Origin of the sequence: Rhizobium nepotum 39/7 (assembly GCF_000949865.1) — a bacterium.
In the GTDB taxonomy this organism is placed as follows: domain Bacteria; phylum Pseudomonadota; class Alphaproteobacteria; order Rhizobiales; family Rhizobiaceae; genus Agrobacterium; species Agrobacterium nepotum.
In genome coordinates, this window is the sequence record NZ_JWJH01000009.1 from 93,900 (window position 1) to 117,394 (window position 23,495).

22 protein-coding genes are annotated in these 23,495 nt (G+C 60.3%); 2 read left to right on the plus strand and 20 right to left on the minus strand.

All coding sequences use genetic code 11. The features are described 5' to 3' along the window. Positions 1–25 precede the first annotated feature (25 nt). Entirely contained in the window at positions 26–913 is an 888-nt protein-coding gene (locus RS75_RS11300; RefSeq protein WP_045020371.1) for a LysR family transcriptional regulator, read from the plus strand. A gap of 174 nt (positions 914–1,087) precedes the next feature. Here the strand turns inward: RS75_RS11300 and RS75_RS11305 are convergent, their stop codons facing one another. The 9 genes from RS75_RS11305 to ampC all read right to left on the minus strand — a co-directional run bounded on the left by RS75_RS11305 (position 1,088) and on the right by ampC (position 11,401). Continuing rightward, a complete protein-coding gene (locus RS75_RS11305) occupies positions 1,088–1,495 on the minus strand; it encodes a low affinity iron permease family protein (RefSeq protein ID WP_045020374.1) in 408 nt (135 codons plus the stop codon). Between the two features lie 301 nt (positions 1,496–1,796). Continuing rightward, positions 1,797–1,979: a hypothetical protein gene (locus RS75_RS11310; protein ID WP_045020376.1), complete on the minus strand. Its 183-nt coding sequence runs from the start codon at positions 1,977–1,979 to the stop codon at positions 1,797–1,799. Between the two features lie 119 nt (positions 1,980–2,098). Further along, positions 2,099–3,910, minus strand: a complete 1,812-nt coding sequence (locus RS75_RS11315; RefSeq protein WP_045020378.1) for an ABC transporter ATP-binding protein — start codon at positions 3,908–3,910, stop codon at positions 2,099–2,101. Between the two features lie 4 nt (positions 3,911–3,914). Next, on the minus strand, positions 3,915–5,699 hold the full coding sequence (locus RS75_RS11320) for a gamma-glutamyltransferase family protein (protein ID WP_045020380.1): 1,785 nt from the start codon (positions 5,697–5,699) through the stop codon (positions 3,915–3,917). 22 nt (positions 5,700–5,721) lie between these two features. Further along, entirely contained in the window at positions 5,722–6,594 is an 873-nt protein-coding gene (locus tag RS75_RS11325; RefSeq protein WP_045020383.1) for an ABC transporter permease, read from the minus strand. Positions 6,595–6,605: 11 nt separating this feature from the next. Then, positions 6,606–7,553, minus strand: coding sequence for an ABC transporter permease (locus RS75_RS11330; RefSeq protein ID WP_045020384.1), 948 nt, complete (start codon positions 7,551–7,553; stop codon positions 6,606–6,608). A 67-nt stretch (positions 7,554–7,620) separates the two neighbouring features. Then, the gene (locus tag RS75_RS11335) at positions 7,621–9,129 is read right to left on the minus strand and encodes an ABC transporter substrate-binding protein (protein WP_045020386.1); all 1,509 of its coding nucleotides are present in this window, start codon (positions 9,127–9,129) and stop codon (positions 7,621–7,623) included. A 91-nt stretch (positions 9,130–9,220) separates the two neighbouring features. Continuing rightward, positions 9,221–9,994 (minus strand): FadR/GntR family transcriptional regulator, encoded by a 774-nt coding sequence (locus tag RS75_RS11340; protein WP_045020591.1) that lies wholly within the window; start codon positions 9,992–9,994, stop codon positions 9,221–9,223. Positions 9,995–10,243: 249 nt separating this feature from the next. Further along, the gene (gene ampC, locus RS75_RS11345) at positions 10,244–11,401 is read right to left on the minus strand and encodes a class C beta-lactamase (RefSeq protein ID WP_045020388.1); all 1,158 of its coding nucleotides are present in this window, start codon (positions 11,399–11,401) and stop codon (positions 10,244–10,246) included. 133 nt (positions 11,402–11,534) lie between these two features. On the opposite strand from ampC, the gene gcvA reads away from it, so the two are divergent. Next, positions 11,535–12,425: a transcriptional regulator GcvA gene (gcvA, locus tag RS75_RS11350; RefSeq protein WP_045020390.1), complete on the plus strand. Its 891-nt coding sequence runs from the start codon at positions 11,535–11,537 to the stop codon at positions 12,423–12,425. Here gcvA and chrA read toward each other — a convergent pair. The 11 genes from chrA to RS75_RS11405 all read right to left on the minus strand — a co-directional run bounded on the left by chrA (position 12,420) and on the right by RS75_RS11405 (position 23,411). Continuing rightward, positions 12,420–13,649, minus strand: a complete 1,230-nt coding sequence (gene chrA, locus RS75_RS11355; protein ID WP_045020392.1) for a chromate efflux transporter — start codon at positions 13,647–13,649, stop codon at positions 12,420–12,422. The genes gcvA and chrA overlap by 6 nt on opposite strands. A gap of 172 nt (positions 13,650–13,821) precedes the next feature. Continuing rightward, a complete protein-coding gene (locus RS75_RS11360; protein ID WP_045020394.1) occupies positions 13,822–15,045 on the minus strand; it encodes a DUF1501 domain-containing protein in 1,224 nt (407 codons plus the stop codon). 2 nt (positions 15,046–15,047) lie between these two features. Continuing rightward, positions 15,048–16,553, minus strand: a complete 1,506-nt coding sequence (locus tag RS75_RS11365) for a DUF1800 domain-containing protein (protein WP_234704253.1) — start codon at positions 16,551–16,553, stop codon at positions 15,048–15,050. Between the two features lie 76 nt (positions 16,554–16,629). Beyond that, positions 16,630–17,079 (minus strand): periplasmic heavy metal sensor, encoded by a 450-nt coding sequence (locus RS75_RS11370; RefSeq protein WP_045020398.1) that lies wholly within the window; start codon positions 17,077–17,079, stop codon positions 16,630–16,632. Beyond that, positions 17,076–17,489: a hypothetical protein gene (locus tag RS75_RS11375; RefSeq protein WP_234704254.1), complete on the minus strand. Its 414-nt coding sequence runs from the start codon at positions 17,487–17,489 to the stop codon at positions 17,076–17,078. The genes RS75_RS11370 and RS75_RS11375 overlap by 4 nt, the downstream gene beginning before the upstream one ends. A gap of 20 nt (positions 17,490–17,509) precedes the next feature. Next, positions 17,510–18,055 (minus strand): RNA polymerase sigma factor, encoded by a 546-nt coding sequence (locus tag RS75_RS11380; RefSeq protein WP_045020402.1) that lies wholly within the window; start codon positions 18,053–18,055, stop codon positions 17,510–17,512. A 205-nt stretch (positions 18,056–18,260) separates the two neighbouring features. Further along, the gene (locus RS75_RS11385; protein ID WP_045020403.1) at positions 18,261–19,019 is read right to left on the minus strand and encodes an aspartate/glutamate racemase family protein; all 759 of its coding nucleotides are present in this window, start codon (positions 19,017–19,019) and stop codon (positions 18,261–18,263) included. Positions 19,020–19,031: 12 nt separating this feature from the next. Next, positions 19,032–19,850 (minus strand): ABC transporter permease, encoded by an 819-nt coding sequence (locus RS75_RS11390; RefSeq protein WP_045020405.1) that lies wholly within the window; start codon positions 19,848–19,850, stop codon positions 19,032–19,034. A 3-nt stretch (positions 19,851–19,853) separates the two neighbouring features. Further along, positions 19,854–20,765 carry an ABC transporter permease gene (locus tag RS75_RS11395; protein ID WP_045020407.1) on the minus strand — a complete coding sequence of 304 codons (912 nt, stop codon included), beginning with the start codon at positions 20,763–20,765 and terminating at the stop codon, positions 19,854–19,856. A 240-nt stretch (positions 20,766–21,005) separates the two neighbouring features. After that, the gene (locus RS75_RS11400; protein WP_045020409.1) at positions 21,006–22,295 is read right to left on the minus strand and encodes an ABC transporter substrate-binding protein; all 1,290 of its coding nucleotides are present in this window, start codon (positions 22,293–22,295) and stop codon (positions 21,006–21,008) included. A gap of 30 nt (positions 22,296–22,325) precedes the next feature. Beyond that, complete coding sequence (locus RS75_RS11405; RefSeq protein ID WP_045020411.1) at positions 22,326–23,411, minus strand: ABC transporter ATP-binding protein; 1,086 nt, start codon at positions 23,409–23,411, stop codon at positions 22,326–22,328. Positions 23,412–23,495: the final 84 nt, after the last annotated feature.

The window sequence follows — 23,495 nt, forward strand, 5'->3', positions numbered from 1 at the left end:
ACAAAAGTTCCGCTATCCATTCGCTATGGAAAAATTCGCGGCACTGAACGCCTTCGTGCAATCGGCGGAAACCGGCAGTTTCGTTGCAGCTGGACGGAAGCTCGGCCTCTCGGCTTCGGCAATCGGCAAAGCCGTGGTGCGGCTTGAGCAACGGCTGGATGTGCGGCTGTTTCACCGCAACACCCGCAATATGGCATTGACCGAGGAAGGACGGATATTCCTCGAGCGCTGTCGCCGCATCTTCGAGGAGGTCGAGGCGGCCGAAGCCGAGCTTGCCCATTCCGCGCGAACGCCGAAAGGCAGGCTTCGCATCAGCCTGCCGCTGGTGGGCATGCTGCTGACACCGGTAATGGCAAGCTTCATGCGCAGATGGCCCGAAGTGCAACTCGACCTGGATTTCACCGACCGGCTTGTCGATGTCGTGGAAGAAGGATTCGATGCGGTCATTCGCACGGGATATCCGTCAGAGAGCCGGCTGATGAGCCGCAATGTGGGGCGGTTTCGACTGAAAATAATCGCCTCACCCGCCTATCTCGCGCAATACGGCACACCGAAAGTCCCTGATGATCTGATGCAGCATCAGTGCCTCCTGCAACGCTCTCCGAGTACGGGCAAGCTGCGGTCCTGGCCGCTGGCACGTTCGGAAAATCAGGAGAAGATCATTCTGCCGGAGCGGATGAGCGCGACGGCGGTCGACCCATTGATCGCGTTGGCAACCGAAGGGCTGGGAATAGCCTGCCTGCCGCCATTTGCGATCCGTGCTGAAATCGCTGATGGCCGTCTTGTCTCCATCCTGGAGGAGTTCGTGGCGGAGACCGATCAATTCAGCGTCCTGTGGCCGGCCAGCCGCCAGATCACGCCCAGGCTCAGGGCATTCATCGACTTCATGGCCGAACACCTGCAACCACAATAGGCGTGCCCTGGTCGTGTGATCCACCTTGATTTGGCATGTCTCGTCCTCTTGCTGTGAGGGTATTGAGGTCCGGATCGGACACCTTCCGAAGTGCACGGGACTTCTCCCTCGAGGCCATATCAGGTCAGCGATCCAAAGGCCGTCGCGGCAGTCTCCTCTGGCGAGGCATCGGGTCTAACGCCGGGAAAGCAGGCGAGCCACGGTGTGATGGGGAGGAGGCTTGTCGCTTTCCTGCCCATTGTCATTTTCAAGGCGCGCGCGGATTTCCTCGATTTCCTCCGCCGTGAGGTGCTCGATCCCGATGAAATCTCCGCGTGCCTGCTCCACCGCCCTCAGCAGCTCGTCCAGCTTCGCTTCCATTGCGGCGGAATCCCTGTTCTGCGAATTCTGCACGAGGAAGATCATCAGGAAGGTGACGATGGTCGTGCCTGTATTGATGACCAGTTGCCAGACCTCTGAAAAGCCGAATAGCGGCCCGCTCATCCCCCAGACGAGAACTGTCCCCAGCGCCGCAACGAAAGCGATCGGGGAGCCTGAAAAAGACGCGATACCGCCTGCGAGGCGAGTGAACAGCCTATTCATAACGCTCTCCTGACGGGTCCTACCCCGCAGCTCAAGCGAACACATCGCGCCGGATAAGGGGTATAGGGTCCGGAGGTGCGTGTTCGGTTCCGGTGAAACTAACAAAGAACGTCGATGATTGTTCCAAGGGGTGGGACGAGAGCAAGGGAGATCGAACGATCCGGGTCGCCGGTATTGTTGCGGCCGCTTCCACCGGAAGGATAGCGCGCGCAGGGGCATCAATGACTGGTACGGTCGTCAGTCATAGTGACGGGAAACCCGCTTCGGGTTTTTTTTTTCGCCTCAGGCCGCGAGCCTGAAGCTACGACGCAGCAGCCAGAACGAGGGCGATCACGAGCAGCAAAGGACCCATCCACTTGAAATGACGAACCACCGGCGGCTGGTTCGCCTGGTTTTTTGACAGGCGCAGATAACCAAACCCCACCAGCGTCATCCACAAACCGGCAAAAAACATGATGATTTCATCAATATAGGCTGCGATCATGGCTCTCCCCTTCGAAAGATGTTGCGACGACTCTGCATAGCAGAACCAGGGATGATGTTCACGCCTCCACGCCCGACATCAGAGGATGCCGGGCGCATCGTTCCGGAGTGCGGCCGGGCTCAAGCCATCTGAACCAGGTGGCCGGGCGAAACGGTCCTGTAGTTCCGCTCCGGCACCTCATACCCCATCGCCCGTATAGGGCTTTTCAGTTCGTCGTTGGATATGCCCCGCTTTATCCCGCGCCTTGCCGGATCAGGCACCGGCACCGCCGCCATCAGCTTCTTCGTATAGGCATGTTGCGGATTGTCGAAGACGGCCGCACGCGGGCCGATTTCTACGATTTCGCCGAGATACATAACCGCGACGCGATGGCTCACACGCTCCACCACCGCCATGTCGTGGGAAATGAACAGGAAGGCCAGATTGAGGCTCTGCTGCAGGTCGAGCAACAGGTTGCAGACCTGCGCCTTGATCGATACATCGAGCGCCGACACGCTTTCATCTGCAACGATGACCTTCGGATCGAGGGCAAGCGCACGGGCGATTGCGATGCGCTGGCGCTGGCCGCCCGAGAATTCATGGGGGTAGCGACTGGCCATGTCGGCGGCCAGGCCAACCTTCTCCAGAAGATCGGCCGTCTTTTCCTTTGCCTGCCTTGCAGTGCCCAGCCGGTGTTTGATGAAGGGTTCGGAAATCGCGGTCCCCACCGTCATGCGCGGATTGAGCGAAGAGAACGGATCCTGAAAGATCATCTGCACGGACTTGCGCATATTGCGCAGACCAACGGTATCGAGCCGCATCACATCGTAGCCGTCGAGCGACACTTCGCCCGCCGTCGGCTCCACAAGGCGCATGATCGAGCGGCCGGTGGTGGACTTTCCGCAACCGGATTCACCGACAAGTGCCAGCGTCTCCCCCTGAAACAGATCGAAGGAGACGTTTTCGACGGCATGAACCGCGCCCGTCTGGCGCGCCCACAGGCCGGAGCGGATGGGAAAACGGGTCACGAGGTTCTTGACCGACAGAACAGGGGTCTGGCCGCTCGCCACCGTTTCGGCCACTTCCACCGGTTCGGTCGACAGGCCGGTTTTCATATCGAGGACCGGAAACCGCGTCGGCCATTGCCGGTCACGCATCGAACCGAGCTTCGGTACCGCCGAAAGCAGCGCCCGCGTATAGGGATGTTTGCCGCGCTGGAATATATCCTCTGTCGGTCCGGTCTCGACCTCGTCACCCCGGAACATGACGATCGTGCGGTCGGCGATCTCAGCCACCACGCCCATGTCATGGGTAATGAAGAGGACCGACATGCCCTCCTCCTCCTGAAGCAGCTTGATCAGATCAAGAATCTGGCCCTGAATGGTGACGTCGAGCGCGGTTGTCGGTTCATCGGCGATCAGCAGTTTCGGCCGGGAGGCGAGCGCCATGGCAATCATCACGCGCTGGCGCATGCCGCCGGAAAACTGATGCGGATATTCATCGAAGCGGCCCGACGCATTGGGAATGCGAACCTTTTCCAGCAGGCGGACCGTCTCCACCCTTGCCTGCTGCCTTGAAAGGCCCTTGTGCCGAACGAGAACCTCGGAAATCTGACGGCCGATCGTGAAGATCGGGTTGAGAGACGTCATCGGTTCCTGAAAGATCATCGAGACGTCGTTGCCACGCACGCCCCGCATTTCCTTTTCGGAGAGCGCCAGAAGATTGCGGCCGTTCAGCAGAACCTCACCTTCGATCCGGCTGGAAGCGGCGTTAAGCAGGCGCATGATAGACAGCGAGGTGACGGACTTGCCCGAGCCGGACTCGCCGACAATGGCAACGGTTTCGCCGGGAGCAACATCGAAGGAGACGTTACGGACGACGCTCCTCCACACGTCATCGACGAGAAAAGAGGTGGTCAGGTTTCTAACCGATAGGACAGGTGTCGTGTTCATGGCTCTATCGTCCCACAGCATAGGCCTGCATCAGCCGGGGTGTTGCAGCAGCCCGCAGCAGGCCATCAGCATCCCGTCGTGCGGCGGTCAGACGCCCCACCGTCCACGCATCGGCAACCGTGACCTTGTGCCCACGACGGCGAAGCTCCTGCAACGTGACGTCTCCGACGGTGCTTTCCACCATGATCTCACCCGGCGAGCTGGTGCGCGGGTAAAACGAGCCCGGGAAATGCGAGGTATGGAACAGCGGCATGTCGATGGAGGCCTGCAGGTTCTTGCCGTGATGGGCGTAGCGCAGGAAGAAAGGCAGCTGCCACTGATCCTGCTGGTCGCCGCCGGGCGTACCGAACACCATGGAGGGGCGTCCCTGATGCAGTGCGAGGGACGGCGTCAGCGTGGTGCGTGGGCGTTTTCCCGGCGCAAGCGAAGTCGGCAGACCTTCCTTCAGCCAGAACATCTGGGCGCGGGAATTGAGCGCAAAACCGAGGCCCGGCACGATGGGCGAGGATTGCAGCCAGCCGCCCGATGGTGTGGTGGAAACCATGTTGCCCCAGCGGTCGATGACATCGATATGCACGGTGTCGCCGCGTTTCTCCGTCAGATGCGACATGGTCGGTTCGTAGACGGTGCCCTTGCCGCTCATCTCGGCCAGCATCGCCATGGTGGCATCCACCTGCTTTTCGTAACCCGGCACAGTGCCGGGACGCAGATCAAGCGATGCCTCGCTGCCGATCAGTTTACGACGCCCGACATTGTAGCCTTCGGAGAGAAGATACTCCGTCGGAATCTGGCCGAACTCCGGATCGCCGTAATAGACCTCACGGTCAGCAAAGGCGAGTTTCATGGCTTCGACAATGGTGTGGATGAAATCGGGACCGGACGGATCCATGGCCGCGAGATCGAAGCCTTTCAGCAAAGCGAGCGACTGCAACAGAACCGGACCCTGCCCCCAGGCGGGAGTCTTCGCAATCGTCCAGTCATGATAATCGAGCGTCTGCGGCGCTTCGACGGTCGCATGCCAGTCCGCCATATCCTGCGCCGTCAGCACGCCTTTGTGCTTGGTGCCGCTTGCATCCATGACTTCGGCGGTCCTGACGTAAGTGTCGATAGCTTCCGCTACGAAACCCCGGTAGAAGGCGTCGCGCGCCGCTTCAATCTGGTTTTCGCGACCGGAGCGGGCTTCGGCTTCCGCGACGATCCGCTTGTAGGTTTCCGCAAGAACCGGGTTCCTGAAAAGAGCATGCGGCTCGGGTGCGGCACCGCCCGGCAGCCAGGTCTCATGGGAGGTCGGCCATTCCTTTTCAAAGAAATCCGCCAACCCCTTGATGGTGGCGGAAACGCGCGGCAGCGTCGGGTGTCCATATTCGGCGTAATAGATGGCGGCCTCCAGCACCTCGCGCACGCTCATCGTGCCATAGTCGCGCAGCATCAGCATCCAGCCGTCGAAGGCTCCGGGAATGACGGTTGCGAGCAGACCATCGCCGGGGATCAGCTTCAGCCCTTCCGAAGTATAGTGCTCGATCGTGGCACCGCTCGGAGCAGGCCCCTGCGCGCAGATGACTTCGACCTTGTCCTTCTTCTTCGAATAAAAGACGGCAGGCATGTCGCCGCCCGGGCCGCAGAGATGCGGTTCGACGATCTGCAAAACGAAGCCCGTGGCGACAGCAGCATCGAAGGCGTTGCCTCCCTTTTCGAGGATCGCCATGCCCACGGCCGATGCGATCCAGTGCGTCGAGGTGACGACGCCGAATGTGCCGAGGATTTCGGGGCGTGTGGTAAATTCGGTCATTCAGTCAGTTCCTTATGAGAAATCATGCTTCGCGCGGATCGAGCGCGTCACGCAGGCCGTCGCCCAGTAGATTGAAGCCTATGACGACGAGGAAAATTGCAATGCCGGGCCACATCGTCATCCATGGCGCCTGGCTCAGAAAGTTCTTTGCGGTGTTCAGCATGGAACCCCATGACGGCGCCGGCGCCTGCTGGCCAAGGCCGAGGAAGGAAAGGCTCGCTTCCGCGATAATGGCGGTCGCAACCGTCAGCGTTGCCTGCACGATGATGGGAGCAAAGACATTCGGCAGGATGTAACGGGTCATGATGTCGATGTGGTTGAGGCCGATCGACCTTGCACCTTCGACATAATCCTCCATTTTGACCGCCAGCACCTGACCACGGGTCAGCCGTACGAAAATCGGCATGGCTGAGAGGCCAATGGCGATCATCGCGTTGGTAAGGCTCGGGCCGAGGAAGGCTGCAAGGGCAATTGCCATGATCAGGAAGGGCATGGCCAGCAAGGCTTCGATGATGCGGGATATGACCATATCGACCCAGCCGCCGAAATAACCGGCGATCAGGCCGAAGGGCACGCCGATGACCACCGCGATCATCACGGAGACGACCCCCGCCATCAGCGAGGCGCGTGCGCCATATATCATGCGCGAGAGAATATCGCGGCCGAGATCATCGGTGCCGAGCCAATGGGCGGCGGACGGGGCCTTGCGGATGGCCGACCAGCTGGTCGCAATCGGGTCCGCGATCGGCAGGATCGGTGCTGCAACGGCAAGAATTGTGAAGAACAGCACGATAACCAGACCAGCCATCGCCGATTTGTTGCGCTTCATTTTCTTCCAGGCGCGGCTTTCCTGCCTCGGCACCGGTACGGACAGGTTTTGATCGAGAGCGGTCATGATATCGGGCCTCAGATCGTCGCCCTGAGGCGAGGGTTAAGCAGGACGTAGGCGATGTCGGCCAGCAGGTTCATGAGGATGAAGCCGACCGCAGTGCAGAGTACGATGCCCTGTACGACCGCGTAGTCGCGGGTGAAAACCGCATCGACGGTCATCTTGCCGAAGCCGGGGATCGTGAAGATCTGCTCCGTCAGAACCGCGCCCGCCAGTAGTTCCCCAAAGAGCAATGCCAGCAGCGTGATGATAGGCAGAAGCGCGTTGCGAAAGCTGTGTGACAGGATGACCTCACGCGGCGAGAGGCCCTTGGCGCGCGCGGTGCGGATATAGTCGGAATTCAGCACCGCGATCATTGCCGACCTTGTGTGGCGCATCAGCGTTGCCGCAAGCGCATTGCCGAGTACGAAGGCGGGCATGATCATCGTTTCGATGGAGCGAACGGGGTCGACAAAGATCGATTCATAACCGGATGCGGGCAGCCAGCCGAGTTTGACCGAAACCAGCAGGATCAGCATGATGCCGAGCCAGAAATTCGGGATCGACAGGCCCGAAAGCGCCACGATATTGGCCGTGTAATCAATCCACGTATTCTTCTTGACGGCGGCCAAAATGCCGATCGGTATGCCGATGACCATCGCGAAGAACATCGCCATGACAGCCAGCTGGATGGTAACCGGCAGCTTCTGGCCGATCAGTTCCAGCACCGGCTGGTTGGTGCGCAGCGAAATACCGAAATCACCGGTTACAACGCCGCCCAGCCAGTTGATGTACTGGAGGGGCACCGGGTCGTTCAGCCGGTATTTCTCACGCAGGAATTCTATCGTTGCCGGATCGCGCTCCTCACCCGCCATGGCGAGGATCGGGTCGCCCGGCAACAGTTTCTGCAGCGAGAAGACGAAGATGGAGATGATCAAGAGCGTCGGGATAGCGACCAGCAGTCGCTTGCCGATGTAGACAGGCATGGTATTGCCCCCGTTCGTACACGTTCTGGAGGGCCGCACGGCAAGCCGTGCGGCGGATTTGAAGCACTTAGTCCTTGCTGACGCCGAGAAGGCGGATCATGCCATCCGGCGATGGCGCCCAGTCCTTGACCTTCTTGGAGATGGCGTAGGCATAGGGCTGGTGGCCGAGATAGATGATAGGCATGTCATCGTTGAGGATGACGCTCGCCGCATCGTATTTTTCCTTGCGGACCGAATCTTCGGTCGAGGCGCGTGCTTCGTTCAGCAGCTTGTCGACCTCAGGATTGCAATATTTCACGTCGTTAATGCCGCCCTTGCAGGTGACGAACTGATGAAGATTGCCGTCCGGATCGATACGACCAGACCAGTCGGAGCGGCTGAGCTGATAATTGCCGGCCGTCTGTTCGGAAAGAAGCGTCGCAAATTCGGTGGCCTTCAGGGTCACATTGAAGCCGGCCTCCGCCACCATGGACTGGATCACCTGCATCATCTGCGTCTGCGTGGTGTTGTTGGCGTGCTGAAGCTCGATATCGAGCTTCTCGTAGCCCGCCTCTTTCATCAGCTGCTTGGCCTTGTCGATATCGCGGGCAGGCACCGGCAGGTTCTGGTTGAACCAGGGGCTTGTCGGCGGGAATGACTGGTTGCCGGCCTTGGACGTACCCTCGAAAACGATCTGGCCGATCGCTTCGCGGTCGATCGCGTAAGAGAAGGCCTGACGCAAGCGCTTGTCCTTGCCGAGCGGATTGTCAGCGCGCGCACCATTGTTGATATTGACATACATGGCCATGTAGCCCGGACCGATCACGTCCGCATAGGTCAATTTGGGGTCGTTCTTGACGGATTCCGCGTCGGATGCCGAGATGCGCTCGGCGATATCAAGATCGCCTGAACGCAGGTTTGCAAGCTTCACCGTGGTATCGGGGATCGGCAGGTAGACGATCCTGTCGACCTTGATCTTGTCCTTGTCCCAATAATCCGCGAATTTCTCGAGCACGATACGGTCCTGCTGGATGCGTTCGACGAACTTGAACGGCCCGGCGCAGACCGGTTTGGAACCGAAATTCGCGCCCAGTTCCTTGGCCGCCTTCGGCGCGACGATCATACCGGCGCGGTCGGAAAGCTGCGCAAGCAGCGTGACGTCGGGCGTCTTCAGCGTAAATTTGACTTCCAGCGGCGCGGTGGCCTCGACCTTTTCGACCGAAGACAGCTCGCTCTTGCGGCGGGATTCCGGCAGGGTCATGTTGCGCTCGATGGTGGCGACGACGGCTGCGGCGTCCAGCGTTTCGCCGTCGTGGAACTTCACGCCGTCGCGAATTTTCATCGTCAGCACCTTGCCGCCCTCGGACCAGGCCCATTCGGTGGCAAGTTGCGGAACAATCTTCATGTCCTGGGAAATGTCGACCAGCTTGTCGCACATGGCAGTGTAAACGATACGGCCGACGAAGGTGCGCGATTGCGCGGGATCAAGGACATCCGCGTCATCGTTGAGGCCGATACGCAATTCGGATGCCATGGCTGGTGCAGTCAGGAACGCACTGGCCAACAGGGCCGCAGTGAGTGTGTAGATTTTCTTCATGTTCGATCCTCTGGTCTGGTTTTCTTTGTTTTTCGTCTTTGTTTTTTAAAATTGGCCAGCCCCGAAAGGCCGGCGGATTTTGGCCCGCAGCCTATGAGGCCGGGGTAAGCGGGTTGTCGGCTTCGTCCACGCTCTTCGCCGCACTGTCTTCCGCAGCTTTCTCTTCCTGAAAACCGAGCGAAGTGGCGCGGATCAGCCTTTCCTGATGCATGAGAAGGTGCTGGCGCATCGCTTCTCCGGCTCTCGCCGGATCGCGATCGGCAATGGCATCGACGATGGCCATATGCTGTTCGAAAGAAGCCCTGCCATTCGTGCCGCTGCGCCGGGCAAGCTCACGTATCGACTGCCAGGCATCGTCCTGGCGAATGCGGTTGACGACATCGAAAATCGACAGGAAGAGCTTATTGCCGGCGCTCTGGGCGATCTGGCGGTGGAGCGAACCGTCCCACAATTCCTTGGCGTCGGCATCCGTGCTCTCGCCGGTCTTCTGGACAAGCGCGCGCATACGTTCCACCTCGGCGGGCTTGGCGCGCATGGCAGCAAGCTGCGCCAGTTGCGGTTCGATGCGCAGCCGCACTTCCATGATTTCCATGATATCGGTGCCGGCGACCAGTTCAGTGACCTGAGCGGACCAATCATCCGGTTTTTCACCGACAAAGGTCCCCGCCCCCTGACGACGCCAGATCAGGCCTTCTGATTCCAGAACCTCCAGAGCACGGCGAACTGCACGTCGGCCGACATCGAAGGTCTCCGCAAAGGCCCGCTCCGTCGGCAAACGTCCGTCTTTCGCAAGATTCGGCGCCTGAATGTACTCGCGCAACTTCGCCAGAGCGTAATTCGAGTTGTCGTTAGGGCCTGTCGCCACATCGCACCATTCGTGAACCAATCTGATATTGGTTCATTTGGTGAGAAAATTTCGCAGACGTCAAGCCCAATTTTGAGCTGCTGTTTCAATAGCTCAAAATATAGGCATTACGCTGATTTTCAGGAAGAGAACTGCATCCTATCAGGGCAGGAATGACGATCCGAGCGGAGAACCGCGCGCCGAGCCTGCTGGCACCTCACAACCGGAATGCCGCCGCTCCCAACGCGCAAGCTCATAGCGGCCCGGGCATCATTCGGAAGCTCTAAGCGCCGTCAGAATCCGATAAGCTGCGGAAACACGATCCTCATTGGGATAGTTTTTATTGGCCAGAATGACGATGCCGAGTTTTTGCTTCGGTATGAACGCGACATAGGCACCGAAGCCGTTGGTGGAGCCGGTCTTGTTGATGAGGACATCCGGGCCCGGCTTCATCGGCGGCGTGATTTCCTTGACCGGCACGGTCTTCAGCAAGGCGCCGGAGTTCATATCAACCAGCGTTTTCAGTGCGACGGTTTGAGGATATTGCTCCCAGATCATATCCTGCGTCATGGCGCCGACGCTGAAATATCCCGTATGGGTGTTGGTGATCGCCTGCTGGATTTTCCCGTCCAGCTTTTCCAGACCCATATTCGCGCTGACGAAGCGGATCATGTCGGTCGCTGTCGATCTGACGCCGTACGCCTCCGAAGAGAGAATGGCCGGCGTCACGCGGGCCGGCTCGCCGGTTCTCTTGTAGCCCTGCGCATAATCGGCCATCTTCGCTTTGGGCACCACGGTGAAGGTGCTCTTCAATCCAAGCGCGGGAAACAGCACGTCCTGCATGGCGCTGTCAAAGCCCTGGCCCATGGCCTTTGCGGTGACGTATCCGAGCATTCCGATGCTGGGATTGGCGTAGGTTCTGTTTGTCCCAGCCTTGTAAGAAGGCTTCCAGGCCTTCAGATAGGCCAAAAGCTGCCGTTCGGTTTTCACATCATCCGGCACCTGCAGCGGAAAACCGCCGGCGGTGTGGGTGCCGAGCTGCATCAGCGTGACATCGCCGAAGGGCCTGCCCTTCATGGACGGAAGATAATCTCCGACCTTGCCGGACAATGACAGCTTGCCCTGCGCCTCCGCATAAGTGCTGAGCGTGACCGTGAATGTCTTGCTGATGGAGCCGAGTTCGAAAAGCGTCTGCGGGGTGACCGGCTGGCCTGTGCTTGTGGACATGACGCCATAGGTGAAGACGTGGTTTTCGCCGTCGACGCTGATGGCAACGGCCAGACCCGGAATACCGTTTTTCTCCATGACCGGCTTGATCGCGGCGTCCGTTATCGCTTTCAACCTCGTCTCGTCGGCGGCGAAAACCTGCGTGAACAGGCTTATCGAGAGCAAAGTGGCCAGTGCGACGTGTCTGCGATTAAGTTTCATCTTTCGCGTTCTCCAGAACCTCAGGTGGGTTTTCGGCACATGCGCCGTCCCCAGCGAAAGACGTTTAACCGCCCTACTTTGCACGAACAAATCATGATATCTCGGAGCAGATGCAAGAAAATCTAGGTCTTGAATGGTTCGGCAATTTCTTCCCCTGAATGGCTTGCGGGCCTTCGAGGCGTCAGCCCGGCACCTCAGCTTCACCCGTGCGGCCATAGAGTTGTGCGTGACGCAGGCGGCTGTGAGCCAGCAGGTGAAGGGGCTGGAAAAACGGCTCGGGGTTTCACTTTTTCAACGGCTTCCAAGGGGGCTGAAAATCACTGCGGAAGGTGAGGCCCTGCTGCCAACGGTGACCAGCTCCTTCGACCAGATGGCGACCACGCTCGACAGGATCGAGGCCGGACAGGTGCGCGAGCTGCTGTTTCTGGGGGTTGTGGGAACCTTTGCCGTTGGCTGGCTGCTGCCCCGACTAAGGGAGTTTCAAAAGCAGCACCCATTTGTCGACGTGCGCGTTTCCACCAATAACAACCGGGTAGACATGGCCGCCGAAGGGCTGGATTTCGCCATTCGCTTCGGCCAGGGCTCCTGGCATGGCACGGATGCGTTCCGGCTTTTCGAAGCGCCTTTGTCGCCCCTTTGCACGCCGAAACTGGCGGAGACGCTGAAATCGCCCGCCGATCTCGCGGAGGCAACGCTGCTGCGCAGCTACAGGTCAGATGAGTGGAGCACGTGGTTTACGGCGGCTGGCGTGACGCCGGTGGCGCAGGTGAATGCCGGGATCGTTTTCGATACTTCGCTCGGCATGATGGAGGCCGCATTGCAGGGGCTGGGCGTGGCGCTCGCCCCACCCTCGATGTTTTCGCGGCATCTGGCATCCGGGGAGATCGTGCAGCCCTTTCCCATCACCATATCGCTTGGGAGCTACTGGCTGACGCGGCTGCAATCAAAGCCGCAGACCGCAGCCATGCAGGCCTTTTCCGACTGGATGTTTGCCAATATCGGCCCTGCGCAGGACGGCCTATGACAGGGCCAGCAGAACGCCGCCGGCAGCGCAGATGACCACGACGATCCATGGCGGTGTTTTCCACACCGTCAACAGGATGAATCCCGCAAGCGCGAGCGCGAAATCTTTTGGGGTGAAGATGGCGCTTGTCCACACCGGGTCATAAAGAGCTGCTCCGAGAATGCCGACGACGGCGGCGTTTGCGCCGCGCATGGCGGCCTGCGCCAGAAGGTGCTTGCGGAACCCCTCCCAGAAGGGAAGCGCGCCGACGAGCAGCAGCATGCCCGGCAGAAAGATCGCGATGAGGGCAATGGCCGCCCCCGCAATGCCGTTCGGCTGCGGCCCGACCACCGCGCCGAGATAGGCCGCGAAGGTGAACAGCGGACCGGGAACGGCCTGGGTTGCGCCATAACCGGCGATAAACGCATCTTCCGTCACCCAGCCCGTTGAAACGACTGCCGATTGCAGCAATGGCAGCACGACATGACCGCCGCCGAAAACAAGAGCACCGGCACGATAGAACGCATCGAACAGCGACAGGCCCTGCGATCCGGCCACCGCCGCAAGGAGCGGCAAGAGGCCAAGCAGAAGGACGAAGGCGACGAGTGCGATGTATCCGACGCTTTTCGGTACCCGGAATGCGAGATGAGTGGCCTGCCGAACCGCATCTGTGCGGCAAAAGATGAGACCCGCGACGGCACCCACGGCGAGCGCCAGAATTTGCCCGAAGGCGCCAGCAAGGAAGACGACACAGATAATACCGGCAAGCGCGATGCTGGCGCGTTCACGATCCGGGGCCAGACTTTTTGCCATGCCCCAGACCGCCTGCGCCACTACGGCGACGGCGACGATCTTCAGGCCATGCAACAGGCCGGTGCCGATCGGCCCTTCGATGGATGCGGCAACCGTGGCGAAGAGCAGGAGGAGGATGGCGGATGGCAGAGTAAACGCCGTCCAGGCCGCAAGCGCGCCGAACGGCCCTGCCCGCAGCAGCCCAAGGGCAAAACCCACCTGGCTGGAGGCCGGGCCGGGCAGAAACTGGCAAAGCGCCACGAGATCGGCATAACCCGCCTCGTCTATCCATTTGCGCCGCACGACCAGCTCATCGCGAAAATAACCGAGATGGGCGATGGGGCCGCCGAAGGAGGTGACGCCAAGCTTCAGGAATGCCGCGAAGACCTCGGCGGGTGTTCCGTTGCGAGGGGTTGCGGTTTCAGTGCGAATTGTTTCCGTTGACGACTTCACGAAAAAGCTCCCTGAGCGTGCAACGGCTGTTCGTCTACACAATGTCGATATCTTAAAACGATATCGATATCAGATACTACTATGACAGGGATATGAAGAGACCGGAGCGCGTCCTCTATAAAACGGGATCGTTGGCCGCGCTCCACATCTTCGGTTCAGGTATTCCCCAACCTCAGACGATCAGCCCCTTCATGGGCCGGATGGCCTCCGAGCCGGGAAAGACCGCCTTGTCGAGCATGGCAGCGCTTGCGCCGAGATGATCGACCGCGAGACCCTTGATGATTGCGCGAATATCGGTGGTGGGTGCAAGGTCCCGCCCATCCCGCAGCTGTGCGAGCTTGAGGCCGGGCCAATCAGCGATGACACGCCCGCCGCGGATACTGCCACCGGCGAGAAAGGCCGTTGTTGCCGTTCCGTGGTCTGTACCTTCCGTGCCGTTGATACGGGCGGTGCGGCCAAACTCCGTGGCGACCAATATTGCCGTGTCCTTCCAGACCGGCCCCAGTTCCTGCTCGAAGGCGGCGAGCGCATTGTCCAGCCCACTCAGCAACTTCGCCAGACGGTCGACCTCATGGGCATGTGTGTCCCAGCCCTCGAAGGCGAGCGCCGCCACGCGCGGGCCTTCGGGGTGGGCGATCAGCCGCGCGGCACCGCGCGCCATCTGCTCCATGCCGACGGGATCACCCGGACCACCACGCGCCTTGATGTCGACGCCGGAGGCGATCCTGCCGGTTTCGATGCCCTCGGCAAGCAATGCCGCCAGCACCGGGTCCGTCTGGCCGTAGAGATCGGCGAGGCGCGGGGCCAGATCGCCATCGGCTGGCTTGAGAACGGATGGCGCCCATCCGAGTATCGGCGCCTTGCCGCGAATGACCAGCGGCGCGCTGGCGCCAACGGCAAGGCCGCTCACCCGCTGCCCAGCGGCCGGATTGATGGTTTCACCCGCCGGCAGCTGTTCGAGCAGGCGGTTCAGCCAACCGGTCTCGACATGGCCGGGGGTCGGAAAACCCGATTCCAGCACATCCTGCCCGTCAAAATGCGAACGGTCGCGATAACCGGTGGCGCTGGCGTGGACGATTGCCGCCTCGCCCTTCCGGTAGAGCCGCTGGAAATTACGAAGAGAGGGGTGGAGCGCAAAGAAACCGTCCAGCGCAAGGGCAGGATTGTCGCCCTCGGTGCGCATGGCAATCTGTTGCCGCAAGGCCTCATAATCGGGGTCGCCGACCGGAGGCACGGCGGTCAGCCCGTCGAGCGCGCCGCGCAGGATGATGGTGACGAAACGCGGGTCGCGTCCGCCGGCGGCAAAAGCAAAGCGCGGCATGAAAGCCCAGGCGAAAAGCGCACCGCCTGTGCCGAGAAGAGCACGGCGGGTGGGGGAAAGATGTTCACACAGCATGGTCAACGCCTCTGGAATTCGGGGGAAAGGAATGCGATCGTCAGTCCCTGCGGTTTGCTCTCCGCCCGCTGCACGGCCTTTTTCGTCTCGTCGGACAAAAGCGGCCCCAGCCGGTCTGCGACGAAGTCGCGCGGGTCAATTGAACCGGCAACCTGATGGGCGAACAGGCTGGCGGCATCGATGCGCGTCGCCAGTCCTTCGGAAGAACCCCAACTGTCGGTGACATCGGCAAAGCCGTTCGGGCCGGAAGGGTTCCACAGCGGCTGGCCCAATGCGTTGAGCACGGAGACGACCTGTTCGGGTTTCGGCTCGATGCCGCTCGCCCTGATGACGGCCGTCACAAAATCGAGCGGCGGCCTGAGCTTGGTCAGGGCCGGGTTCCACGACTGTTCGGCCTCGATCAGCGCCATATAGGTGGCGGAAAGATCGCCATGGCTCTTGGTGTAGGCGGCGGCAAGTTTCGCCACCAGTTCCGGCGGCGGATGGTCGCTGACGAAATGACGCACCAGCTTATAGGCGAGATGGCGGGCCGTGGCCGGATGATGCGCGAGATCGCGCAGCGCCCGACGCCCCTGCTCCACCCCGGCTTCGCCGTAGGTGATGCCCATCACCGCATGGTCACCAGGTTCATGGTTGCTGGCGTTGAAGGAAAAGCGGCCAAGCGGGCCGGAACGCTTCTCGTCGCGATAAACGCTCCAGCCGGTGATGATGCGGGCAAGTGCTGTCACATCGGTCTGATTATAGCCGCCGTCCACCCCGAGCGTATGCAGTTCCATGATTTCGCGCGCGAGGTTTTCGTTGAGCCCGCGCTTGCCGTTTCTGTTGGCCTGCGAATTCGGTCCGACCGATTGCTGGTTGTCGAGAAAATACAGCATGGCGGGGTGGGTCTCGACCGCAAGCAGCATATCCTCGAAATTGCCGAAGACATGCGGACGGATCGCCTCACGCTCGAAAGCTCCGGCGAGAATGTGCACATCGCCGCCCTTGCCGGTCGCGACCGCGAAGTGATTGGCCCAGAACATCGCCAGCCGTTCGCCAAAGCCGATCAACGGCTGGTGTATCGTGCCGTTGAAGCGGGCGTCCGCCTCCGCAAGCAATATCTGCTGGGGAAAATAGGGGCGCTTTAAAACCGCCGCTTCCGGTTTCTTTTCCGGCTGGCCGCCGGTGGGCGGCGTCATGCCCGCCTTGTCCATTGCATTTGCGGCCGCCCCCATTTCCGGCGACGGGCGATCCATTGCTCCTGCTCCGCCGGTGCCTGCAGAAACAGCAAGGACAGCCGGTTTTTCACGCTCGGCCTTGATCTCCTTGTTATACGCCAGCAGCGATACCAGAAGATCAGCGCTGGAATGCAGCTGCGCGCCGACAGGAATTGGTGTGGCGCGTTCGGTAATTTCCAGCCGCAACAGATCGCGCGGATCGTCTCTGATCGCCTGGATATCGCCTTCGCGCGCGCCGAGGCCGAAACGCCACAGACAGAGGGCTGCATCCAGTTCCTTGGAATTTGACATGGCCGATACGAACTCCGTTTCGTTATCGACCATTCAACGGGAGCTAGGGCCAAAATCCGTCGTTGTTGAAATGTGATTATTTCGTGGCAGGCTTTGGCGCCTCACGGGCGAGCAACCCTTCCGCCAGCCGCCGCCGCGCCTCGAGCGACAAGGTGCGGGCAAACTCCGCCGCCTGAAGCTCGGTTGCGGCACGCACCTCATATTCAGCCTTGCGGGCGCGTTCGAGCGCTGCGGAAAGCGCTTCCGGATCAAGCGTTTCCGCGCCCATCAGAGACGCCGCCTCGATGCGCGCCTGACGCGCCTCGGCGGAGGTTTCCCGCATGGTCCTGCGCGCGTCGCTCAGGCTGCGCCGAAAGGCTTCCCTTTCGGCCTTTGGCAATTGTTCGCCCGCAAGCGGCATGCGGGCAGCGACGGCGGCGGGGTCATTCTTCAGATAAACGAAACCCGCACCAGCAAGTGCGCAGACAAGAAACGTGTTCACGACGAGTAGGACAACGACTATCCAGCGGAAATTCTGATCGCTCATTTCGTCTCCTCGGCCATTTCACTATCGTTTTGCAGGTTTCCGAAGGCCGTCAAAGTATCGCCCAGTGTCAGGGCCGGCGGCGGCATGAGGTTGATGACGGCAACCGCTCCCGTCAGCGCGCCGGCAAGGCTGATGCCTATCATGCCGGCACCCAGCCCGTATCGGACGATCCACCTGCGTCTGGCCGTCTGGGTTCTTGCCTGTGCCACGATCTTTGCGTTGAGGATGGCCGATGGGTCCCGAAGACGATACGTCGACAGCACGGAATCGAGACCGGCCGCCTGCGCGATCAGGCGTCTGCCGTCTTCCGTCTCCGCGTAAACCATGGCCTCTACCCGCCGATCCTGCGGCCAGCGCTCGGGATCGGCACCATAGGCCGACACAAGTTCGGAAAAAATCTGGCTATCCATGAGCGTTTTCTTCGCCCCGTTCATCTGTCGCCCTCGTTCAAAATCGCATGGAGTGCCCGGCGCCCCCGCGCCAGAAGGCTCTCCAGCGCATCCACACTGACATGCATGACGTCAGCCGCCTCGCGGTTCGACATCTCCTGATAATAAACCAGAACGATCGCCTCCCGTTGCCGGGCCGGTATGGCCTGCAGGGCGCGCGCCACGGCACCGCTCTCGTCGCCATCATATGGCAGGTCGGCATCGGGCAGCGCGCTGTCGTCTATCTGTTGGGGCGGCTCCGCTACCGATATTTCCCGGCGTTTTCGCAGCCGGTCGTAACAGAGGTTGAGCGCCACCCGGTGGATCCAGGTATCGAACCGCGCTCGTCCCTGCCGCCAGGTGCCGGCGTGTTTCCATATCCGCAGGAACGTCTCCTGCGCGATGTCTTCCGCCTCTGCCGGATCACCCAGCATACGCGTGGCAAGCGCCATGATCCTTGGCAGTTTGGCCGTCACCAGAGCCTGCATCGCGCGGACATCTCCCGCAGCGACATCCTCCACCAAATCTGCATCCGGATCGCTTACCATGTATCAGGCTTTGTCTCCGTACCGTCCTGCCGGACAGGGGAAAATTCCATGCGGATTGACAGCGGCTTCAGTGACGGCGTTCCGCACCTTGCCACTTTAACGCAGACCCGCGCAAAATCCGTCGCTGATTTCTGGGATATATTCGCGTGCATTTTACGGCAGGCCGCGTCACCACCCGAAACACACACATATTGGAACGGCTGTTTCAACCGTCCGCAGACACCCCGGCAAGCCTCTCCGGCCCGAACGCTTCGAGCAATCCGCGATAGGGTTTGGCAACCGGTGTGGCATAGGCGCCGCGTTTGGCGGTGGAAAGCCCCATGGATACCAGCGATTCCGCCTGTTTCACGGCCGCGGCAACACCATCGATAACAGGCACGCCGAATTCGCGGCGCAGTTCGGCAGTAAGGTCCGCCATGCCGGCACAACCGAGCACGATCGCTTCGGCGCGATCTTGTTTCAGCGCCAGCGAAATCTCTTCGCGCAACCGCTCGCGGGCATTCGAGCCCGGCTCTTCCAGCGACAGGACGGGAATATCGGCGGCACGGACGTTGCAACGGGCAGACATGCCATAACGATGGACAAGGTGCTCGAGCGGCAGCCGCGAACGTTCCATCGTCGTTACGATGGTGAACCTCTGTGCAATGAAGGCGGTGGCGGAAACCGCCGCCTCACAGATGCCGATCACCGGTATATCGGCGAGCGCGCGGGCCGCATCGAGCCCGGTATCGTCGAAACAGGCAATGACAGCCGCCCTGGCACCGAGCGCCGGCGCCCTGGCAAGCTCGAGCAGCAGGCCGGGCACGGCGAAAACCTCATCGTAATATCCTTCGATGGAGACAGGCCCCATGGAAGAGGTAACGGCGAGGATTTCCGTATTGCAGCTGGCTGCCCGCGTCGCCGCGTCGGCGATCGTCGCCGTCATGGATTGCGTCGTGTTCGGATTGATGACGAGAATGCGCATTTTTACATTTCTTTATCCGCGCGAATGGCGGCGGTTCAGGGTAACGATCAGGCCGAGCGTGGCCGCAATCACCAGGAAGGAGAACAGGGTCGTGACGGCCCCAAGCGCATAAAGCACCGGCGTCGTGACGTTGGTAGTCATGCCGTAGATTTCCAGCGGCAGGGTGTTGTAGGTGCCTGACGTCATCAGCGTGCGGGCGAATTCGTCATAGGAAAGCGTGAAACCGAACAGGCCGACGCCTATCAGGCTCGGCGCAATCATCGGCAGCACCACGTGGGCGAAGGTCTGCCAGGCGGATGCACCGAGATCGCGGGCCGCCTCCTCATAGGATGGCGAAAAGCGGTTGAAAACGGCCAACATGATGAGAACGCCGAAGGGCAGCGTCCAGGTCAGGTGCGCGCCGAAGGCTGATGTATACCATGAAGGTTCCAGCCCAAGCTGTTGGAAAAGAACACCAATACCAAGCGAAATGATGATCGACGGCACCACGAGGCTGGCGACGGCGAGATAAAACAGCGGCGTCGCGCCGATGAATTTGCGCCGGAAAGCAAGACCCGCCAGAAGCGAGACGAGCACAGTGACGACCATGACCATCACACCGAGGCCGAAGGAGCGGCGGAACGAGCCGCCGAAATCACCGACCGCCTGTTGCTCGAAAAGATTGCCGAACCAGTGCAGCGAAACGCCGTTCAACGGAAAGGTCAGTCCGCCATTCGGCCCCTGAAAAGCGAGGATGAGGATCGCCGACAGCGGACCGTAGAGGAACAGCACGAAGAGAAGAAAAAAGAAGGCGAGGACGTAGAATTCGCGGCCGCGTTTTTCCGAATGCATGGGTCACAGCTCCTTGCGGATATCGACGATGCGCAGGATGCCCGCGACCATCAGAAGAACGAGGATGAGCAGGATGACGGCATTTGCCGCAGCCGCCGGATATTGCAGCAGCGACATCTGGTTCTTCATCATCAGCGCCACCGACGCGCTCTGCCCGCCGGACATGACTTGAACCGTGGAGAAATCAGCCATGACCAGCGTCACGACGAAGATGCTGCCGATCGCCATGCCGGGTTTGGCAAGCGGAATGATGACGTTACAGAGGGTCTGCCAGCCGCTCGCACCGGCATCACGTGCCGCTTCGATCAGCGATTTGTCGATGCGCATCAGCGTGTTGAAGATCGGTGTGACCATGAACAGCGTATAAAGATGCACCATGGCCAGCACCACGGCGAAATCCGAATAAAGCAGCCATTCGATCGGCGCAGGTACGATGCCGGCGCTGACCAGCGCACTGTTGACCAGCCCGTTGCGCCCGAGAACGGGAATCCAGGAAATCATGCGGATGATGTTGGACGTCAGAAACGGCACAGTGCAGATGAGGAACAGAACCATCTGCATGGTGGTGGTGCGGATATGGAAAGCGAGGAAATAGGCGACCCAGAAACCGCAGAATAGCGTGATCGCCCAGACGATGGCGGCAAATTTCAGCGTGTTGATATAGGTCTGCCATGTGACCCAGGAACCGAGCGTTTCGGCATAGTTGAAGGTCACGAAGCCCGGATACATCTGGGCGAAATCATAATCCCAGAAACTGACGACGGCGATCATGACGATCGGCAAAGCCAGAAAAAAGCCGAGGATCAGGAAAAGCGGTGTGGCCTGAACATAGGACACAAGCTTTTGCGGCAGGGCGAAGCTGCGGGACGGCTTGTCCTTTTTTTCGCTCACGCCGATGAATCTGACTGTCACCATATCGGGGGCCTTTCCCTGAATTTGCGGATGCACCGGCGGCAAGGTCGCCGGCGAGCATGTTGAAAAGTCCTCCACACTCTCGACGTCATCCTCGGGCTTGACCCGAGGATCCAACCACCTCTGATGTGGTGGATCGTTAGATCCTTGGGTCAAGCCCGAGGATGGCGGTTGAGAAGTTGGGACGCCCTGCCGTTCTCAAGACTGGCGGTTATCAGCCGCCAGTCTTGTCTTTTGCATATATCAAGCCGCGATGAACTCGTTCCAGCGACGAACCATGTAACGGTCCTCGTCCATGACAGAGTTCCAGCAGGCGACTTTGCCCATGCGTTCCTGGAAGGAACCGCCGTCGCGCACCGCACCGGCCTTCTCCATGACCTTGCCATCAGGCGCGATGATGTCGCCCTGCGCGGGCTTGCCTTCGACCCAGTAACCCCACTCGTCGGCGGACATGTGTTCCTTCGCCGTATCCATGGCGGCGGAGTAGTAGCCCTGACGGTTGAGATAGGCGCCGACCCAGCCGGAGGTGTACCAGTTGATATATTCATAGGCCGCATCGAGCTTGGCGCCGGAGAGGTGCTTGGCAAGACCGAGACCACCGCCCCACGAGCGATAACCTTCCTTCAACGGCTGGTATTTGCAGGCAACGCCCTTGGAACGGACGGCAGCAACGGCCGGCGACCACATGGACTGGATGACGACTTCACCCGACGCCATGAGGTTGACGCTTTCATCGAAGCTCTTCCAGAAGGCACGGAACTGGCCGTCTTTCTTCGCCTTGATGAGGAAATCGATCGTCTTGTCGATCTCTTCCTTGGTCATGTTGCCCTTGTCGACATATTTGATGTTGCCCGTGGCTTCCATGATCATCGCCGCATCCATGATACCGATGGAGGGGATATTGATGATGGAGGCCTTGCCCTTGAACTTGGGATCCATGATATCGGCCCAGCTGGTGATATCGCGACCGACGAGATCGGGGCGGATGCCGAGCGTATCGGCATTGTAGATCGTCGGAACCATGGTGAAATAATCGGTCTCACCCTTGGCGAAAGTCTTGTCGCCGGGCTTTTCGACGAAACCGACCGTGTGCGGGGCTGTGCCCTGCGCCACGACGCTGTCCGGCGTCAGCTTGCCGTTTTTGAACAGCGGCACGATCTTGTCGTAATATTTCAGCTTCTTGATTTCCATCGGCTGGATGACGCCTGCCGGATAAACCTTCTTGAGGATCCAGTATTCGATATCGGCGATGTCGTAGGAGTTCGGCTGGGTGACGGCGCGCTGGGCGGCCGCATCCGAATCCGTCGCCGTCATCTCGAGCGTGATGCCAAGGTCGGCCTTGCACTTTTCGGCAATGGCGTTGAGGTTCGATACACCGGTGCCGAACTGGCGGATGGTGATCGGATTCTGCGCCCAGATGGTCGGGAAACCGGTGATGAGGCCGGAGCCGATCGCCGCACCGGTTGCGGCGGCACCCGCCTTCAGAAGGCCGCGGCGGGAAAGGCCAGTCTTGATCTTGGAGGTATCGGTCATTTCAAAGTTCTCCTCTGGTTATTATTGGGGTCACTTGTCTACCCGGCCGAGCACGATGGCATCGGCCGCATTCCATGAAAGCGGTATGGCGTCGCCGGTCTTTACCGGCTTTTCGAAGAAGGCGACGTCACTGAGGATGGCGTTGAAATCCTCAATGCCCGCGCCGGTCACGGCGATCTTCACGCTTGCACCGCGATATTCGACATTCGAGACGATGCCGGTAAAACCGAAACCGGGTTGATCCGCCTCACCGACGCGCACGCGGTCGGTACGAACGGCGATATCGACCGCGCCGTCATCCGGGACAATGCCGCTTGCGGTGAAGGCGCCGCCGCCTGCAACCTCCAGCGTAACGAGATCGCCGTTCTTTTCCTTGAAGCGTCCGGAAATGACATTGTGGTCGCCCATGAAGCGGGCGACGAAAGCGGTGGCCGGGCGCTCAAACAGCTCGCGCGGCGTCGCCGCCTGCTCGATGCGGCCGTCATTCATGACGACGATGACATCGGCCAGCGCCATGGCCTCTTCCTGGCTATGGGTGACGTGGACGAAGGTAATGCCGAGCGAGGTTTGAAGCTTCTTCAACTCGGCGCGCATGCGAATTTTGAGGAAAGGGTCGAGTGCCGAAAGCGGCTCGTCCAGCAGAAGCGCCTCAGGATCGGTGATCAATGCGCGCGCCAGCGCCACGCGCTGCTGCTGCCCGCCGGACAGTTGCGCCGGGCGTCGGGTCGCATAGGGCTCAAGTTGCATGAGCTGCAGCATCTCCAACGCCTTGGCGCGGCGCGTTTCCTTGTCCACCCCCTTCATCTTGAGGCTGAAGGCGACGTTGTCGACGAGATCGAGATGCGGAAACAGCGCATAGGACTGGAACATCATCGCCGTGCCGCGTCTGGCGGGCGGCAGATCGGTCACCACCACATTGCCAAGCCTGATATCACCGCTTGAAATGCTTTCGTGACCGGCAATCATCCGCAGCGTCGAGGTTTTTCCGCAGCCCGACGGACCGAGCAGGCAGCAATAGCTTCCAGCCGGAATCTTGAGGCTTATCGCGTGCACGGCTGTGGTGTTTCCATAAATCTTGGAAACGGAAGCGATGTCGATTGCTGCGGCTTTGCTCATGAACACTCTCCTGCGACGTCTTTGTTATGCAGGAGGCGTGCCAGTCTGCTTTGTCTTTGATATAAAATGGGAATTTTTATATGG

What these genes read in the sequence shown, in the direction of transcription:
- RS75_RS11300 (WP_045020371.1), top strand. Translation starts at nt 26, where the DNA reads ATGGAAAAATTCGCGGCACTGAACGCCTTCGTGCAATCGGCGGAAACC.
- RS75_RS11305 (WP_045020374.1), bottom strand. Translation starts at nt 1,495, where the DNA reads ATGAATAGGCTGTTCACTCGCCTCGCAGGCGGTATCGCGTCTTTTTCA.
- RS75_RS11310 (WP_045020376.1), bottom strand. Translation starts at nt 1,979, where the DNA reads ATGATCGCAGCCTATATTGATGAAATCATCATGTTTTTTGCCGGTTTG.
- RS75_RS11315 (WP_045020378.1), bottom strand. Translation starts at nt 3,910, where the DNA reads ATGAACACGACACCTGTCCTATCGGTTAGAAACCTGACCACCTCTTTT.
- RS75_RS11320 (WP_045020380.1), bottom strand. Translation starts at nt 5,699, where the DNA reads ATGACCGAATTTACCACACGCCCCGAAATCCTCGGCACATTCGGCGTC.
- RS75_RS11325 (WP_045020383.1), bottom strand. Translation starts at nt 6,594, where the DNA reads ATGACCGCTCTCGATCAAAACCTGTCCGTACCGGTGCCGAGGCAGGAA.
- RS75_RS11330 (WP_045020384.1), bottom strand. Translation starts at nt 7,553, where the DNA reads ATGCCTGTCTACATCGGCAAGCGACTGCTGGTCGCTATCCCGACGCTC.
- RS75_RS11335 (WP_045020386.1), bottom strand. Translation starts at nt 9,129, where the DNA reads ATGAAGAAAATCTACACACTCACTGCGGCCCTGTTGGCCAGTGCGTTC.
- ampC (WP_045020388.1), bottom strand. Translation starts at nt 11,401, where the DNA reads ATGAAACTTAATCGCAGACACGTCGCACTGGCCACTTTGCTCTCGATA.
- gcvA (WP_045020390.1), top strand. Translation starts at nt 11,535, where the DNA reads ATGGTTCGGCAATTTCTTCCCCTGAATGGCTTGCGGGCCTTCGAGGCG.
- RS75_RS11360 (WP_045020394.1), bottom strand. Translation starts at nt 15,045, where the DNA reads ATGCTGTGTGAACATCTTTCCCCCACCCGCCGTGCTCTTCTCGGCACA.
- RS75_RS11365 (WP_234704253.1), bottom strand. Translation starts at nt 16,553, where the DNA reads ATGTCAAATTCCAAGGAACTGGATGCAGCCCTCTGTCTGTGGCGTTTC.
- RS75_RS11370 (WP_045020398.1), bottom strand. Translation starts at nt 17,079, where the DNA reads ATGAGCGATCAGAATTTCCGCTGGATAGTCGTTGTCCTACTCGTCGTG.
- RS75_RS11375 (WP_234704254.1), bottom strand. Translation starts at nt 17,489, where the DNA reads ATGGATAGCCAGATTTTTTCCGAACTTGTGTCGGCCTATGGTGCCGAT.
- RS75_RS11380 (WP_045020402.1), bottom strand. Translation starts at nt 18,055, where the DNA reads ATGGTAAGCGATCCGGATGCAGATTTGGTGGAGGATGTCGCTGCGGGA.
- RS75_RS11385 (WP_045020403.1), bottom strand. Translation starts at nt 19,019, where the DNA reads ATGCGCATTCTCGTCATCAATCCGAACACGACGCAATCCATGACGGCG.
- RS75_RS11390 (WP_045020405.1), bottom strand. Translation starts at nt 19,850, where the DNA reads ATGCATTCGGAAAAACGCGGCCGCGAATTCTACGTCCTCGCCTTCTTT.
- RS75_RS11395 (WP_045020407.1), bottom strand. Translation starts at nt 20,765, where the DNA reads ATGGTGACAGTCAGATTCATCGGCGTGAGCGAAAAAAAGGACAAGCCG.
- RS75_RS11400 (WP_045020409.1), bottom strand. Translation starts at nt 22,295, where the DNA reads ATGACCGATACCTCCAAGATCAAGACTGGCCTTTCCCGCCGCGGCCTT.
- RS75_RS11405 (WP_045020411.1), bottom strand. Translation starts at nt 23,411, where the DNA reads ATGAGCAAAGCCGCAGCAATCGACATCGCTTCCGTTTCCAAGATTTAT.